Genomic DNA, 14,586 nt, shown 5'->3' on the forward strand with positions numbered 1-14,586 from the left:
GTGCAAAAAATAGACAGGTCAGTTCGTCGGTTAGCACGCTGATCCAGCGCTGAACGGTCGTAATTGCCAGCCTGACCCGTGCCATTCCAAGGTGTGGGTCGGTGCCAGCGCCGTGAGAAACGCCTGGTCATGGGATACCGCGATGATCGCTCCGGGAAAGTCGCCCAACGCCTGTTCAAATGCCTCGATGGACTCAAGGTCCAGGTGATTGGTGGGCTCGTCGAGCAGCAGCAACTGCGCCGGTGTTTTGCGCCAGAGTGCGATGGCGATGGCTGCTTTAAGGCGTTCGCCGCCACTGAGCAAGCCGCTCGGCCGGGTGACCCGGCTTGCGTCCAGTTGCAGCTGAGCCAAGTGACTGCGCAACGTGCCTTCGTTCAACGGCGTGTCGAGCAAGCCCAGTTGCTCGACGATGGAGCGTTGATCATCAAGCAAGGCCAGTTGCTGATCGAGAAAAGCGCTGGACACGTGGGAAGTGCATTGACCCGAGCGCGGTGGAAAATCCCCGGCCAGCATGCGCAACAGGGTAGTTTTGCCACAACCGTTCGGCCCGCTGACGGCGATGCGCACCGGACCTGCTAATGCCAACGTCAGTCGGGTCGCAGACCAGGGCAGTTGCGCGTCAACCAGCGTCAACACCTGCCGGGTTGCCGGTACAGCGGTGCCTGGCAGGCTCACCACCACACAGGCTTCAGGAAGGACCTTGGCATTGGCTTCCCGGACTTGGGCATCGAGCCCGTTTTTGCGGGTTTGATGCGCCTGGCGCACCGGCCCCATGGCGTCCCGGGCTGCGCCTTTCATCTTGGCCTTTTCAAAGCCTGACACATTGGCGCTGTCGGCCTTTTTCAAGGTGCTGGCGGCGTGGCGCTGAATTGTGTCGTGCTCGCGCTGCAAGCGGTTTCGTTCGCGATGGCGCTCGGTTCGGGCCTGATTGACGACCATTTGCGCAGTGGCCTGGTCGATGTCCCGTTGGGCCTGGAACGCCTGGTAACTGCCGCCAAAGACTTTAGCACCGTGGGGTGTCAGTTCGACGATTCGTGTCATGTGGTTCAGTAGCTGCCGGTCATGACTGATCACGATCAAGCCGCCGCGCCATTGCTCAAGCCTGTGCATCAGCCAGCGACGTCCATCGGTGTCCAGGTGGTTGGTGGGTTCATCCAGCACCAACAGTTGCGCTTGGCCCAGGAGGGCGCCGATCAGGGCGATTCGCGCTTGTTGTCCTCCGCTCAAGTGTTGCGTCAGGTCTTCGGGATCGATATCCGCCAGCCCCGCCTCATCCAGTAACAGGCGCAAGCGTTCAGGCAGGTCCCAGCGATCCGCCAGGGTGTCGAAGTCTTCGCTTGAGGCATGGCCGAGATTCAGCCTGGCGAGGGCTTGCAACGCCGGTGCGCAACCGGTGGCGTCGGCAACGGTTTGTCCTTCAAGGGCTGAAAACGTTTGCGGGACATACGCAACGTGGCCCTGGCAGGTCAGGCTGCCAGCGGTGGGATTGAGTTGCCCGGCAATCAATCGCCCAAGCACGCTCTTGCCGACGCCATTACGGCCGACGATAGCGGTGGGGACGCGGTCGAAACTGAGGTTCAGTGAATCGAAAATCGTCTCGCCATTGGCGAACTGAAAACCCAGTTGGTTCAGGGAAACGAGTGCAGGCAGACGCGTGACGTGAGTCATCGGCACCTCCGAAAAATGTCGAAAAACCAACAAGCGCCGTAGGCGGCTTGTCGCGGAAACATTTTGGAAGGCTTAGTTGTTCACGTTGGCAGTCGTCCTGCGAGATGAGTAGGTCGCAAGCCTAGTCGAGTCACGCGGTTCGATCAAGGTAAGGTTTTTTCGGCAGCCTCGACCATTTGTTCGAGAAAAATCGCCAGCCCAACCTCTTCGGCCCTGAGGCCTTTGCGCACCCTTGGCCGCGGTAATTGAGCCAGCGCACCCAGCATAAAACCATCCAGGACCGCCGGGTGGATGTAGCACTTTCGGCACACTGCCGGGGTGTTGCCCAACTGTTTGGCGACGTTCTTCACCATCTCCACCACGTGCCGCTTGGCGTCGGATTCCGGTTCCCATTGCAGCTCGCGCAACACCGCCAACGCCAGCGCGCTGCCGGCCCAGGTGCGGTAATCCTTGGCGGTGAAGTCGGCGCCGGTGAGAGTTTGCAGGTAAGCGTTGACGTCGGAGGAGCTGACGGTGTGGCGCTCGCCATTTTCGTCGAGGTACTGAAACAGGTTTTGCCCGGGGATTTCCAGGCAACGCTTGATGATCCGCGCCAGGCGCCGGTCTTTCACGGTGATCTGGTGCTCGACGCCGCTCTTGCCGCGAAACTGGAACATGATCGCGCTGCCGTTGACCTCGACGTGCCGGCTGCGCAGGGTGGTCAGGCCATAGGAGCGATTGTCCCGGGCATATTGAGTGTTGCCGACGCGGATCAACGTCGCATCGAGCAAGGTAATGACCGTGGCCATGACCTTGTCCCGGCTGAATCCCGGGGCCTCCAGCAGGGCTTCCAGTTGTTTGCGCAGTTTTGGCAGGGCCTGGCCGAAATCCCTTAGCCGTGAGTATTTGTCGGCATCGCGCACTTCGCGCCAGCGCGCGTGATAACGGTATTGCTTGCGGCCCCGGGCATCACGGCCGGTGGCTTGCAGATGGCCGCGCGGGTCGGCGCTGATCCACACGTCGGTGTAGGCCGGCGGCACCGCCAGGGCGTTGATGCGCTTGATTTCGTCGGCATCGGTGATGCGCTGGCCCGCCGGATCGAAATAACAGAACTTGCCGCGCAGTTTCCTGCGGGTGATGCCAGGCTGGGTGTCATCGACGTAATGCAGGTCGGGCGGCAACACATCGGTCAGCGCGGTATCGGGCATGGCAGTAGTCCTTGGCAGCGAATCAGGGGCTTGTACTGCCATTGACCGCGTGCCGTCGCCGTGGTGCCAACAGATTCAGGCCAGCACCGCCACGGCCTTGATTTGCGCCCAGAGTTGCTGGCCGGGATGGATGCCCAGTTGATCGCGGGAGTAGCGGGTGATCCTCGCCAGTAGCGGCGTGCCGCCAGCGTCCAGCCGAATCAGAACGTGGGCGGCATTGTCGGCACCCAATTCACTGATGACCATGACAGGCAGGCGATTGAGGATGCTGCTTTGCTCGATGCTTTGCAGACTCAGGCTGACATCCCGCGCCTGCACCTTGCAGCGCAAGGCCTGGCCTTCGGTCATCGGCGAATGGGTTACGCGGATGCTCAGGGCGGTGTTCGGCAGTTGCAGGGTCAGCAGTTGATAGTCGGCGTCGTAGGCGCTGACATGTCCTTCAATCACCACGCCCGCGTCGTCACCCAATGCCAACGGCAGGTCGAGGCGAGCCAGGGTTTCGCCGATCGGGCCGCTGGCCAGGGCCTGGCCATCACTGAGCAGGACAATGTGGTCGGCCAGTCGCGCCACTTCATCCTGGGAATGACTGACGTACAACACCGGAATATCCAGTTCATCGTGCAGTCGTTGCAGGTACGGCAGGATTTCGTTCTTGCGCTGGCTGTCGAGTGCCGCCAACGGTTCGTCCATCAGCAACAGTTTCGGGCTGGTAAGCAGGGCGCGGGCAATGCCGATGCGCTGGCGTTCGCCACCGGACAGGTGCTGCGGATGACGGTCCAGCAGATGGCTGATGCCTAGCAGCTCGGTGGCGTGGGCCATGTCGACCCGGCGCTGATGTTTCGGGATGCGCTTGAGGCCGAACTCCAGGTTGGCCAGTACCGACAGGTGTGGAAACAGGCTCGCTTCTTGAAAGACATAACCGATGGCGCGCTTGTGCGGCGGGATGAAAATCTTTTTGGCGCTGTCCTGCCAGACTTCATCGTTGACCTGGATAAAGCCCTCTTCGGCGTGTTCCAGGCCGGCAATGCAGCGCAGGCAGGTGGTTTTGCCCGAGCCGGAATGGCCGTAAAGCGCAGTGACGCCACGGCCGGGCAATTGCAAATCCACATCAAGGGCGAACCCCGAATAGTTCAGTTTCAGGCGGGTATAAATCATCAATCAGCTCCAGCCCGCTTTGGTTTTACGGCTGGAGTAGAGCGCCAGCAACACCAGGAAAGAGAACACCAGCATGGCCCCGGCCAGCCAATGGGCCTGGGCATATTCCATGGCTTCGACGTGATCGTAGATCTGCACCGAGACCACGCGGGTCTTGTCCGGAATATTGCCGCCGATCATTAGCACCACGCCAAATTCGCCCACCGTATGGGCGAAACCGAGAATCGCGGCGGTGATGAAACCGGGGCGGGCCAGGGGCAGGATCACGCTGAAAAAGGTGTCCCAAGGATTGGCGCGCAACGTGGCGGCCACTTCCAATGGGCGAGTGCCGATGGCGGAGAAAGCGTTTTGCAGTGGCTGCACCACGAACGGCATCGAATACAGCACCGAGCCGATCACCAACCCTGCAAAACTGAACGTGAGGGTGCCCAGCCCCAGTGATTGGGTGAACTGGCCGACGAAGCCGTGAGGCCCGAGCGCCAGCAGCAAATAGAAGCCAATCACCGTCGGTGGCAGCACCAGGGGCAGGGCGACGATCGCCCCGACCGGGCCGCGCAACCAGGAACGGGTACGCGACAGCCACAACGCAATCGGAGTGCCGATAATCAACAGGATGACGGTCGTCAGGGACGCCAGTTTCAGGGTCAGCCAGATGGCGGAAAAATCGGCACTCGTCAGCGTCATTTAGAGTTGGTAACCGTAGGACTTGATGACAGCGGCGGCTTTCGGCCCTTTGAGGTATTCAACCAGTGCCTTGGCGGCCGGGTTGTCTTTGCCTTTGTTGAGGATCACCGCGTCTTGTTTGATCGGGTCGTGCAGGCTGGCGGGAACGATCCAGGCCGAACCGCTGGTGACTTTGCCGTCTTTGTAGATCTGCGACAAGGCCACGAAGCCCAGTTCCGCGTTGCCGGTGGAGACAAACTGGTAGGCCTGGGTGATGTTCTGGCCTTCGACAATCTTGTCCTTGACCTTGTCGGTCAGGCCTTCTTTGGCCAGTACCTGGGTTGCGGCCAGGCCATAAGGAGCGGCTTTCGGGTTGGCGATGGACAGGTGCTGGTACTCGTTCTTTTTCAGCACTTCGCCCTTGGCGTCGACGTAACCTTCCTTGGCCGACCACAGCGCGAGGGTGCCGGTGGCGTAGGTGAAGCGCGAGCCTTTGACGGTGTCGCCTTCGGTTTCAAGTTTTTGCGGGGTAGTGTCGTCCGCCGAGAGGAACACTTCGAACGGCGCGCCATTCTTGATCTGGGTGTAGAACTGCCCGGTCGCGCCATAGGCTGCCACCAGTTTGTGCCCGGTGTCTTTTTCGAAGTCGGCGGCGATCGCCTGGATCGGCGCGGTGAAGTTGGCGGCGACAGCTACCTGCACTTCATCGGCTTGGGCCGAGCCGAAAGCGAAGACCGCGAACAGGCTCGCCAGGCAAGTAGGGGCAAAACGTGAGGCACGAATGGTCATGGAACGGCTCCGTGGTAGGCAAGTGCAGGGGCAGTTTTTATAGGGGTGAACTGCGCCGATGCGAGGGGTGAAACGCTATATATCGGAATATATAGCGAAATGCCTGTAAACGGAACTTGTTGGGCATTGCTCTGTGGTGACGGAGCTTTTTGTGGCGAGGCCCCTCGCCACAGGCGTTTGCAGTGTTCTCGGGTCAGTGGTGAGTCAGTTTCGCCAACGCTTCCTCGGCCAAGCGCCGGGTCAATTCAGCGGTGGGCAACTCGATGCCCAGCCTGAACGCCTGTCCGGCCCACAGGTTGGCAAAATCCGCCGGATCCTTGGCCCGCAACGGCATCAGCGCACCGCCGGCCAACGGAAAGGCCGGGGCTTTGTCGCTCATGGGGCCGATTTCACGCATCACCCGATTCAGAATTCCCCGCGCCGGACGCCCGGTGAAAAGATTAGTGAGCGCTGTCTCGCTTTCCTTGGCTGTACGCAACGCCTTGTGATGCGCCGCGCTGATCTTGGCTTCCGGCGTAAACAAATACGCCGTGCCCACTTGCACCGCCGAGGCGCCCAGGTGAAACGCGGCGGCAATCCCCCGGGCATCACCAATGCCGCCCGCAGCAATCACCGGCACTTGCACCGCATCAACAATCTGCGGCACCAGCGCGAAAGTCCCCACCTGACTGCTCAAGTCATCGCTGAGAAACATCCCGCGATGCCCTCCGGCCTCGTAACCCATGGCGATGATCGCATCGCAGCCGTGTTGCTCCAGCCAGACCGCCTCTTCTACGGTGGTAGCCGAAGACAGGATTTTTGCCCCGGTGGCTTTCACCCGATCCAGCAGGGATTTCTCGGGCAGCCCGAAGTGAAAACTCACGACCTCGGGGCGAAACTCCTCGACCACGGCGCACGTCGCGTCATCGAACGGCGCACGATTGGACACTGGCGTCGGTGCATCGAAATCAACACCCAGTTCGCGGTAGTAAGGCTCCAGCAGGTTCTTCCAGTCACGAGCCTTTTGCTCATCCGGCGGCGGTGGCTGATGGCAGAAAAAGTTGACGTTGAATGGACGCTGGCTGTGTTGGCGGATGGTTTTCAGCTCGTCGCGCAATTGCTCAAGACTCAGTAGCGCAGCGGGCAACGAGCCCAGGCCGCCAGAGTTACTGGCCGCAATCACCATGGCTGAATCGTGAGCACCGGCCATGGGCGCCTGGATGATCGGCAACTCGATGCCGAGCAGGTCAAGAATGCGGGTATCTGGCCATTGGCTCATTTGAATGCTTCTCCGACGTCGACGGTAATGTCCGTTTTGTAGCAGCAATGAAGGGGGGCGGACCAGTTTGTTTTTCTGAATGGCCAGCGTCGGTTTTGCTGAAAGGTGTTTACGCCTGCGGCAGCCAGGGTGCCGCGAGTGCCACCACGGTGAGCAGCGTCACCCCGGCGACGCTGTACTCGGCAAACATCGGCAGCAGTTTATGAAGTGGTTTTGATAAAACGAAACATGGCAGCCCCTTCAGCGATGAATCAACGATCAACTCAACGGCGATGCAGCCCGCCGCCACCTCCGCCAAACGAACGATTCATGACCCGGGACGAATCGTGGAAATTGTTGAAGCGTTCGTTGCCGAACGAGCGTGCCGCCGATTCACGATTGAGGTTCTGCAACTGCGCAGTGTTGGCCGGATTGACCCGTGTCCCGCCGCCCTTGACCATCGACTGCCAGCCATCATCGGTCTTCTTGTAGACGTTGCCGTCATGCCCGGCGTAAACGTTGTCACCCACACGAGCGGCGCCGCTGTTGCGTCCGCGTACGCCGCCGTACTGAGTGGTGTTACCGGTGTTGGGGTTGTAGACGGCGCCACGATTGGCGGTCACCTGAGTGCCGTTGCGCACGTTGCCTGCCGTCACTTTTCCGCCTGCAATCGCGCCGCCATTGGGGCCGACAATCTCGCCGCTGCGTCCGGCGGCGTAGTTGCCGGTGTACACGTTGTGCACCGCGCCACGCTGGCCGGCCGTGGCGATACCGGTGCGCGAGTTGTAGGAATTACCGACCTGACCGGCCCAGCGATTGCCGGTCCAGGCGTTGTAGCCGGCGCCGTAACGGCTGACCGAAGCACGATCACCCCATTGGCGATAGATGTTGCCGGTGCTGCCAGCCCAACCACCTGGACCCCAGGCGACTGCGCCACCGTGATAACCATAAGCCGCGCCACCCCACGGCATCGGCGCCGGGTACAGGCGAGGGCCCCAGGCATAACCCCAGCCGTAATTGCCCCACCAAGGGTAAGCACCCCAACCCCAGCCCATGGCCACGGTGCTGCCGCCCCAACTCCAGCCAAAACCGAAACCGAAGGTCCAACCGGTCCAGGGCGTATAACGAATCGCGACGCCAAACCCGTAGGTGACCGGAGGCCCGTACCAGACACTGCCGACCCACGGCGTATACGGATAACCGGTGCCATACACCACCACGCCGCTGGCCGGATCCACTGTCGAGCCTTGATATCCCGGCGTGTAACCGACGACCACGGTATCGCCGTTGGCTTCATAGACTTTCACGTAGGTGATGTAGTGCATCGGCGAGCTGGGCGGAATCGAATAAATCACCGCTGGCACCGACGTTGCGACGGACCAGGGCCCTTGAGCCGAAGTGGCGTTGAACCAGATTCCGTTCTCCACCGCATACCAACTCTTGGCATCAACCATGATGATCGGCGTCGGCGTGTTCACCACGTATTGCAGCGGCGTCCCGCTGATGGCCTTGAGCTGCGGTTGCCCGTCGAACTGCGGCGCGGTCATTTTCACTTGGCTTTTCTTGATTGCCGAGGTCTGCGGGATGGTTGCCGCGATCGCCGCTTCGCGGGCCTGGGGCGTACCGGCCACCGAAGCTTTGACGTTTTCTTTGGCACTGTCATCGGGAATGTTGGCGAAGTCGGCGGGCAATTTATCCGCCGGAGCGAAGGTCCATGGGCCTTTCATATCGGTCGCTTTGAACCAGCGCCCGGAGATCAGCACGTAGCTGTCCTGGTCGCCGATTTCCTTGAAGATATGCCCGGTGGTGTTGGTCACATACAGCAGCTGCGTGCCCTGGATCGGCTGCCATTGCGGCGCGCCATCGGTGACGATCAGCTCGGTGGGCGTCGTGGCGATATGGATCTGTGGGATTGGTGGTTTGGTCAGCGTAGGAATTTTATCCTTCGGGTCGCTCTGGCCGGTCAGCAAGTCGACCTGACGACTCTGGATCGCGGCCTTCTTGGCTTTTTCCAGATCGGCTGAAGGCGAGGTCAGCGGTGCGTACAGCCCGTCCAGTTGATCGGCGACCATCCAGCCGTCGAACACATGCAGGTAATGTTTACCCTGGGCATCCTTGAGCAATAACGGACGGGTGTTGATGACCCGCTGCAACGCCGTGCCGTCCACCGGCCGATAAGCTGGCTCGCCGTCGATGTACACCAACAGCGCCGGTACGTCGGAGGTGATGATGATCGGCGGAGTGTTTTCGATCGGATCGCCGCTGGATTTCTGCTCGGCCGCGAGCACGCCGACCGCGGCCTCGAGTTGGTCCAGGGAAATGGTTTTCTTGCGGCTCGCCGCGTCTTTTTTCAGCGCGGCGACCCAGGTCTCGGCCTGCGCTGCGCTGGACGGGAAATCCGCTTTGGTCAGGGTGTATTGATCGAGGGATACCCAACGCGTTGCCTTGTCCACGAGGGTATGAGCACTGAATTGCACGATGCCGTACGTGGATTTTCCGTCGGTCCCGGTGGCCTCAACCGCCGCCCGCGCTTGCAGGGTATAGCCGTCCCAACTATCAAGTTGTGGCTGATAGATCGTCAGTTTGGTCTCGCCGGCGGTCAGCACTTGCGGCCACGTCGGGACCGCTGCGGTTTGAGCGGCAGGGGCGGGCGGCTGCGCTGCCTGGACGTTGCTGAGTGCCAACAGGCACAGCATCAGCAAAACGCTTAACGAGCGAAGGTAAGGCATTGTCAGCTCCATCGACAGGGCGGCTTTTCAGGCATTTCAGGGCCGCGAAAAAAAGCATAGCCGCCGGTCAGGGAAACGCTCGCCGGAAATCGGGATTGGATGAAAGTCGGGTAGGGCAATGTGTTGCTTTGTGTTATTTCAATGACTTCACAACCTCAGCGAACCCATTGGGAGGCAGCGATGTTCAAAGGCATTTTGATCGACAAAGACGACAGCGGTTACCGGGCCACACTGCAAGAGATCAATGACGATCAACTGCCCGAGGGCGACGTGACGGTGCGCGTGGCGTACAGCACGCTGAATTTCAAGGACGGCCTGGCGATTACCGGCAGCAGTCCGGTGGTGCGAAAATTCCCCATGGTGCCGGGGATTGATCTGGCAGGCAGCGTCGAAGTCAGTGGGCATCCGGACTACAAGGTTGGTGACCTTGTCGTACTCAATGGCTGGGGCGTGGGTGAAGGGCATTGGGGCGGATTGGCGCAGAAAGCGCGGCTCAATGGCGATTGGCTGATCCCACTGCCGAAGGCGTTCACCACGGCGCAGGCCATGGCCATCGGCACGGCCGGTTACACGGCGATGCTGTGCATCCTGGCGTTGGAACACAACGGCGTGACCCCGGCACAGGGCGAAGTGCTGGTGACCGGCGCCAATGGCGGGGTCGGCAGTTTCGCCATCGCACTATTAAGCAAACTCGGTTATCGAGTGGTGGCGTCGACCGGACGCACCTCGGAACACGATTACCTTAAACAGCTAGGCGCCAGCGAAATCATCGACCGCGCGACCCTGTCCGAGCCGGGTAAGCCATTGGCCAAGGAGCGTTGGGCTGCGGTAATTGATTCGGTGGGCAGCCACACCTTGGCCAACGCCTGTGCCAGCACCAAGGCCAACGGCACGGTCGCCGCTTGTGGTCTGGCCCAGGGCATGGATTTCCCGGCCTCCGTCGCACCGTTCATTTTGCGCGGTGTGACCCTCGCCGGGATCAACAGCGTGACCCAGCCAAAAGCCAAGCGTGTACTGGCCTGGAGTCGCCTGGCCGAGGATCTGGACTTTGCCCTGTTGCCGCTGATCAGCCACGAAATCGGCTTGAGCGAAGCGATCGATGCCGCGCCGCGCTTGCTCGCCGGTCAACTGCGGGGAAGGGTTGTCGTCGACGTCAATCGCTGACAAGGTGGGCGCCATTGCGGCTCGTCAGGGCCGCAGATCTCAATCAAGGGAATGGCGTCGCAATGGAAGTCAAACAAGTCTACGTAGCCCGTTCACTGTGTCCGGGCTGCGGGTGCGTACCCGCAACAGCGCGGAACTAACCGCTGAAACGGCGAAGTTTGCTACCGACTTTGAAGCCTATACCGGCCCCGAGTCAGTAGCGGTGCACATCGGCATCGTCTAAGGCTGGGTTTCACGCTCCAGCAACTGCCGCTTGCGCTCCACGCCCCAGCGATAACCCGACAGGTTGCCGTCGCTGCGCACCACCCGGTGACAGGGAATCGCCACGGCAAGGCTGTTCGCGCCACAGGCCTGGGCCACGGCGCGCACCGCTTTCGGCGAACCGATACGCAAGGCGATATCGGCGTAGCTGGCCGTGCTACCCGCCGGAATCTCCCGCAGGGCTTGCCAGACGCGCTCTTGAAACGCGGTGCCGCGCACGTCCAGGGGCAAGTCCAGGCCAATGGCCGGCGTTTCGATAAAGCCGACCACCTGGGCGATCAATTGCTCGAAGCCGTGATCGGCGCCAATCAGGTTCGCACGCCGAAACTTGTCCTGCAGATCGCACACCAGTTGGTGCGGATCGTCCCCCAACAGGATCGCGCAAATCCCCCGTTCACTTTGCGCCACCAGAATTGCCCCGAGGGAGCACTGACCAACGGCAAAGCGAATGTCGTTGTTCTGGCCTTCGGCGCGGTAATCGCCGGGTTTCATGCCCAGCAACTGATCCGCGGCCTCATAAAAACGGCTGTTGGAATTGAAGCCCGCGTCATACAACGCCTCCGTCACCGAGCCGCCGTCGCTTAAACGCTGGCGAACCTTGCGTGAGCGGTGGGCGCTGGCATACCCCTTGGGCGTCAGGCCGGTCACGGCTTTGAACACGCGATGGAAATGGAAACTGCTTAAGCCGGCGGCCTCGGCCAATTCACTCAATGTTGGGAGTTCTTCTGCCGATTCAATCTGACGGCAGGCAGCCGCCACGGTCGCGGCATGTTGTGCGGCGACCTCGCTTTGATCCTTCGCCGCCCGTTTGCTCGGGCGATAACCGGCGGCCTGGGCTTGCTCGGCGGTATCGAAGAATTCGACGTTCTGCGGTTTCGGCAGACGCGCCAGGCTGCTGGGGCGGCAATAAATGCCGGTGGTTTTCACTCCGTAGACAAACTGCCCGTCAGCCTTGGGGTCGCGCGCGACGACGGCGGCCCAGCGTGGGTCGTTCTCGGTCGCGATGTTGGTCGAAGAGAGGGTCATGGCTTCAGGTCCGTTGACGGGTTTCAGACAGGTTAAGCCGCGAGCCAGGCTGCAACACTCCGGGTCTTGCGGTCAAACTCGGCCAGCGGTACGAAACGTAAAATTGATCCGCTGTTCGCCCAGTCGCGGATGCTGCCCCTCCTTGATAGGCAATACGCCGTGGTAACGCAAACGGTCGACGCCGCCCCACACCACGATATCACCATGAAACAACGGCACTCGCTGGCTCTTGTCGCTGCGCTCGAAACCACCAAACAGAAACATTGCCGGCAAGCCCAGAGACACGGAAACGATGGGCGCCGCGTAGGAACCTTCGTCTTTGTCCTGGTGCAACGACATCTTGGCCCCTGGGACATAGCGGTTGATCAGGCAGGAATCCGGCACGAAATCGGCAAATCCGGCTTCCCGCGCCGCCGCTTGCGCCAGCTCGAAAAACACCTCGGGCATCGCTGGCCAGGGTTGTCCGGTTTGCGGGTCGTGGCGGGTGTAGCGATAGCCGCTGCGGTCAGTTGTCCAGCCCAGCGTGCCGCAACTGCTCAGGGCCACCGACATGGTGAAACCGCCGGGCGTGACCATTTGCCGAAATGGCGCGGCCAGGAGAACAGCCTCCAATGCCGGCAACAACCGGTCGAGCAGGGGCAGGGCAAAGCCCCGGAGGACGTAGGACTGTTCGCCGATCTGCTCGCGCCGGGGCGGTTGCTCGGGTTCGACGTCATCGAACAGATCGAGGGTGGTCGGGGTCATGGTGTCATAACGCATCGTGAAAGATGATTCCAAGGGTATGCCGTTTTCCGCTGTGCAGGCGACTGACTCCGTGGCGCAGCGTCACGCGGTAATAGCCGCGAACGCCTTTGACCGGACGCTGGCTGACGGCAAAAATCAGCCCGTCGCCTTTCTTCAATCCGACCACCTGAGGCCGCGACTGCATTCGCGGCCGCTGCTCGGTCAACACGAACTCGCCACCGGTGAAGTCTTCGTCCGGCTCAGACAGCAAAATCGCCACTTGCAGTGGGAAAACGTGTTCACCGTACAAATCCTGATGCAGGCAGTTGTAGTCTTGTGGGCCATATTGCAGCAACAACGGTGTCGGTCGCTCCTGACCAGCGGCATGGCAACGCTCAAGAAAGGCATCGTGGCTGTCGGGGAAGCGGGTCGGCAGGTCCATGTGCTCGTACCAGCGATTAGCGATGGGCACCAATCGCGGGTAGAGCACCTTGCGCAATCTGGCCACGGGTTCCGGCAACGGGTACTTGAAGTACTTGTACTCCCCGCGTCCGAAGCCGTGGCGGGCCATTATGACTTGTGAGCGAAAGGGCTCGGGTTGGGCGTACAGCGCGCTGATTTCATCACAAGTCTGGTGGCTCACCAACGACCGGATAATGGCGCAACCATCCTGGTCCAGCTGTTGCTCCAAGAGCGCCCAATCCAGCTTGCTCATGGCTGCGCCTCACGATCCAGCAACTGCTGTTTGCGTTCCAGTCCCCAGCGATAACCGCCAAGGCTTCCATCCTGGCGCAACACCCGATGACACGGCACGATCACCGCCACCGGGTTCGCCCCGCAGGCATTGGCCACCGCACGAAAAGCCTGGGGCTGGTCGAGACGTTGTGCGATTTCGCGATAGCTGGCGGTCTGTCCGACCGGGATTTGCCGCAGGGCTTCCCAGACTTGCCGTTGAAAGGCGCTGCCCGCCAGATCCAGCGGCAGATCCAACGCCAGGTGCGGATTGTCGAGATGGCGCAGGGTTTGCTCAAGTGCAGGCGCCAAACCCTCATCGCGCTGCAACTTGCCGGCAAATCGCCGCGCCAGATCCTGTTCCAGGCTGGCCAGGTCATCGCCCAGCAACAGCGCACAAAGTCCTTTGTCACTGAAGGCCAGCAGCACATCGCCCAGCGCGCACGTGCCATGGATATAGCGAATCGAGGAAGTAGACATGTTCTGACTCCTGAACCCAAGGTTGAGGTAGCCAGACTAGGGCGCGTTGGTCGAGCGAACACTCCGGCGCTTGCGGTCAAACTTTTTCAGGCGGGGGAGCCGACATCCCTGTTGTCGCTCCCGGTCGCGTTACAGCGCTTTGCTGACGGCGATGTCGCTGATCACGTCGTCGCTCTGGCCATGAATGGCGTCCAGTGCGGCCTTGGCTTCGGCTTCGGTGCCGTTTTCAAGCTGGGCGAACTCGAAGCGGCGCTCGCCGTTGAGTTTGTATTTGATGACGTACTTGGTCGTTTGGGCCACGGTCATGACTGCCTCTTTACGTGTAGGGCGTTGCTCAGCTCAGTTTTGTGCTGGAGCGGCGCACGATCTTGATCGAATGGGTCAGGGTCGGCTTGCGCGTAACGCTGATGGCCTTGCGGCTGTTGACCATGTCGATGGTGATGTTCCAGAAACCGGTGCTCGGTGCAGTGATGCGCGCCGGGAAGGTGTCGAAGGCGCCGCCGTGGTAAGTGTGACGACCGCCATTCTTGAAGCTGCGGAAATTGGCGTCGTTCATCAAGCGGATGTTGCACATTTGGGAGCACTGGATGACGACAATGTCGTCCTCATTGAGGTGCTCGCGCTGGTGGATAAATTTCATGAGGCGCCTCCAGAAGGGCTTTTTCTACAAAATCAAAACGATAGCAGGGCAATTGGCACAGTTTATCAGCCCGAACGGGTTATTATCTGGCTGTCGGCGTCGTGTTTGACAATTAAAAACGGTTATTCGGAA

Annotated in this window: 14 protein-coding genes and 1 pseudogene; 1 reads left to right on the forward strand and 14 read right to left on the reverse strand. The window is 60.8% G+C overall.

The window, feature by feature from the left end; all coding sequences use genetic code 11:
- Positions 1 to 30 precede the first annotated feature (30 nt).
- The 8 genes from HKK53_RS02935 to HKK53_RS02970 all read right to left on the reverse strand — a co-directional run bounded on the left by HKK53_RS02935 (position 31) and on the right by HKK53_RS02970 (position 9,428).
- Complete coding sequence (locus HKK53_RS02935) at positions 31 to 1,668, reverse strand: ABC-F family ATP-binding cassette domain-containing protein (RefSeq protein WP_169369307.1); 1,638 nt, start codon at positions 1,666 to 1,668, stop codon at positions 31 to 33.
- A gap of 143 nt (positions 1,669 to 1,811) precedes the next feature.
- Positions 1,812 to 2,855, reverse strand: a complete 1,044-nt coding sequence (locus HKK53_RS02940; RefSeq protein ID WP_169369309.1) for a DNA topoisomerase IB — start codon at positions 2,853 to 2,855, stop codon at positions 1,812 to 1,814.
- A 75-nt stretch (positions 2,856 to 2,930) separates the two neighbouring features.
- The gene (modC, locus tag HKK53_RS02945; protein WP_169369311.1) at positions 2,931 to 4,010 is read right to left on the reverse strand and encodes a molybdenum ABC transporter ATP-binding protein; all 1,080 of its coding nucleotides are present in this window, start codon (positions 4,008 to 4,010) and stop codon (positions 2,931 to 2,933) included.
- A 3-nt stretch (positions 4,011 to 4,013) separates the two neighbouring features.
- Complete coding sequence (gene modB, locus HKK53_RS02950) at positions 4,014 to 4,694, reverse strand: molybdate ABC transporter permease subunit (RefSeq protein ID WP_169369313.1); 681 nt, start codon at positions 4,692 to 4,694, stop codon at positions 4,014 to 4,016.
- Positions 4,695 to 5,462, reverse strand: coding sequence for a molybdate ABC transporter substrate-binding protein (gene modA, locus HKK53_RS02955; protein WP_169369315.1), 768 nt, complete (start codon positions 5,460 to 5,462; stop codon positions 4,695 to 4,697).
- A 193-nt stretch (positions 5,463 to 5,655) separates the two neighbouring features.
- Positions 5,656 to 6,720, reverse strand: a complete 1,065-nt coding sequence (locus tag HKK53_RS02960) for an NAD(P)H-dependent flavin oxidoreductase (protein ID WP_169369317.1) — start codon at positions 6,718 to 6,720, stop codon at positions 5,656 to 5,658.
- A gap of 109 nt (positions 6,721 to 6,829) precedes the next feature.
- Positions 6,830 to 7,018: a hypothetical protein gene (locus HKK53_RS02965; RefSeq protein WP_169368736.1), complete on the reverse strand. Its 189-nt coding sequence runs from the start codon at positions 7,016 to 7,018 to the stop codon at positions 6,830 to 6,832.
- A complete protein-coding gene (locus HKK53_RS02970) occupies positions 6,984 to 9,428 on the reverse strand; it encodes an autotransporter (protein ID WP_169369319.1) in 2,445 nt (814 codons plus the stop codon). Before HKK53_RS02970 ends, HKK53_RS02965 begins: the two co-directional genes overlap by 35 nt.
- 180 nt (positions 9,429 to 9,608) lie before the next feature.
- Here HKK53_RS02970 and acuI point away from each other — a divergent pair, with 180 nt between their 5' ends.
- Positions 9,609 to 10,592, forward strand: coding sequence for an acrylyl-CoA reductase (NADPH) (gene acuI, locus HKK53_RS02975; protein ID WP_169369321.1), 984 nt, complete (start codon positions 9,609 to 9,611; stop codon positions 10,590 to 10,592).
- A 219-nt stretch (positions 10,593 to 10,811) separates the two neighbouring features.
- Here acuI and ada read toward each other — a convergent pair whose 3' ends face one another.
- From ada to HKK53_RS03005, 6 genes and pseudogenes are all read right to left on the reverse strand, one after another.
- On the reverse strand, positions 10,812 to 11,879 hold the full coding sequence (ada, locus tag HKK53_RS02980; protein ID WP_169369323.1) for a bifunctional DNA-binding transcriptional regulator/O6-methylguanine-DNA methyltransferase Ada: 1,068 nt from the start codon (positions 11,877 to 11,879) through the stop codon (positions 10,812 to 10,814).
- A gap of 72 nt (positions 11,880 to 11,951) precedes the next feature.
- Positions 11,952 to 12,638 carry a DNA oxidative demethylase AlkB gene (gene alkB / locus HKK53_RS02985; RefSeq protein WP_169369325.1) on the reverse strand — a complete coding sequence of 229 codons (687 nt, stop codon included), beginning with the start codon at positions 12,636 to 12,638 and terminating at the stop codon, positions 11,952 to 11,954.
- Positions 12,628 to 13,317 carry a 2OG-Fe(II) oxygenase gene (locus HKK53_RS02990; RefSeq protein WP_169369327.1) on the reverse strand — a complete coding sequence of 230 codons (690 nt, stop codon included), beginning with the start codon at positions 13,315 to 13,317 and terminating at the stop codon, positions 12,628 to 12,630. The genes alkB and HKK53_RS02990 overlap by 11 nt, the downstream gene beginning before the upstream one ends.
- A pseudogene (locus tag HKK53_RS32915) lies at positions 13,314 to 13,598 on the reverse strand (methylated-DNA--[protein]-cysteine S-methyltransferase); the annotation flags it as partial. The gene HKK53_RS02990 and the pseudogene HKK53_RS32915, both read right to left, overlap by 4 nt.
- A gap of 345 nt (positions 13,599 to 13,943) precedes the next feature.
- Positions 13,944 to 14,120, reverse strand: coding sequence for a hypothetical protein (locus tag HKK53_RS03000; protein WP_169368737.1), 177 nt, complete (start codon positions 14,118 to 14,120; stop codon positions 13,944 to 13,946).
- A 28-nt stretch (positions 14,121 to 14,148) separates the two neighbouring features.
- The gene (locus tag HKK53_RS03005; protein WP_054050556.1) at positions 14,149 to 14,454 is read right to left on the reverse strand and encodes a DUF1883 domain-containing protein; all 306 of its coding nucleotides are present in this window, start codon (positions 14,452 to 14,454) and stop codon (positions 14,149 to 14,151) included.
- Positions 14,455 to 14,586 lie beyond the last annotated feature (132 nt).

Source organism: Pseudomonas sp. ADAK7, from assembly GCF_012935675.1.
GTDB lineage: Bacteria > Pseudomonadota > Gammaproteobacteria > Pseudomonadales > Pseudomonadaceae > Aquipseudomonas.

Bases quoted from the DNA above. Each gene is read 5' to 3' on its own strand.
- modB (WP_169369313.1), bottom strand. From the start codon at position 4,694: ATGACGCTGACGAGTGCCGATTTTTCCGCCATCTGGCTGACCCTGAAA.
- acuI (WP_169369321.1), top strand. From the start codon at position 9,609: ATGTTCAAAGGCATTTTGATCGACAAAGACGACAGCGGTTACCGGGCC.
- HKK53_RS03000 (WP_169368737.1), bottom strand. From the start codon at position 14,120: ATGACCGTGGCCCAAACGACCAAGTACGTCATCAAATACAAACTCAAC.
- HKK53_RS02990 (WP_169369327.1), bottom strand. From the start codon at position 13,317: ATGAGCAAGCTGGATTGGGCGCTCTTGGAGCAACAGCTGGACCAGGAT.
- HKK53_RS03005 (WP_054050556.1), bottom strand. From the start codon at position 14,454: ATGAAATTTATCCACCAGCGCGAGCACCTCAATGAGGACGACATTGTC.
- ada (WP_169369323.1), bottom strand. From the start codon at position 11,879: ATGACCCTCTCTTCGACCAACATCGCGACCGAGAACGACCCACGCTGG.
- HKK53_RS02940 (WP_169369309.1), bottom strand. From the start codon at position 2,855: ATGCCCGATACCGCGCTGACCGATGTGTTGCCGCCCGACCTGCATTAC.
- modA (WP_169369315.1), bottom strand. From the start codon at position 5,462: ATGACCATTCGTGCCTCACGTTTTGCCCCTACTTGCCTGGCGAGCCTG.
- alkB (WP_169369325.1), bottom strand. From the start codon at position 12,638: ATGCGTTATGACACCATGACCCCGACCACCCTCGATCTGTTCGATGAC.
- HKK53_RS02960 (WP_169369317.1), bottom strand. From the start codon at position 6,720: ATGAGCCAATGGCCAGATACCCGCATTCTTGACCTGCTCGGCATCGAG.
- HKK53_RS02970 (WP_169369319.1), bottom strand. From the start codon at position 9,428: ATGCCTTACCTTCGCTCGTTAAGCGTTTTGCTGATGCTGTGCCTGTTG.
- modC (WP_169369311.1), bottom strand. From the start codon at position 4,010: ATGATTTATACCCGCCTGAAACTGAACTATTCGGGGTTCGCCCTTGAT.
- HKK53_RS02935 (WP_169369307.1), bottom strand. From the start codon at position 1,668: ATGACTCACGTCACGCGTCTGCCTGCACTCGTTTCCCTGAACCAACTG.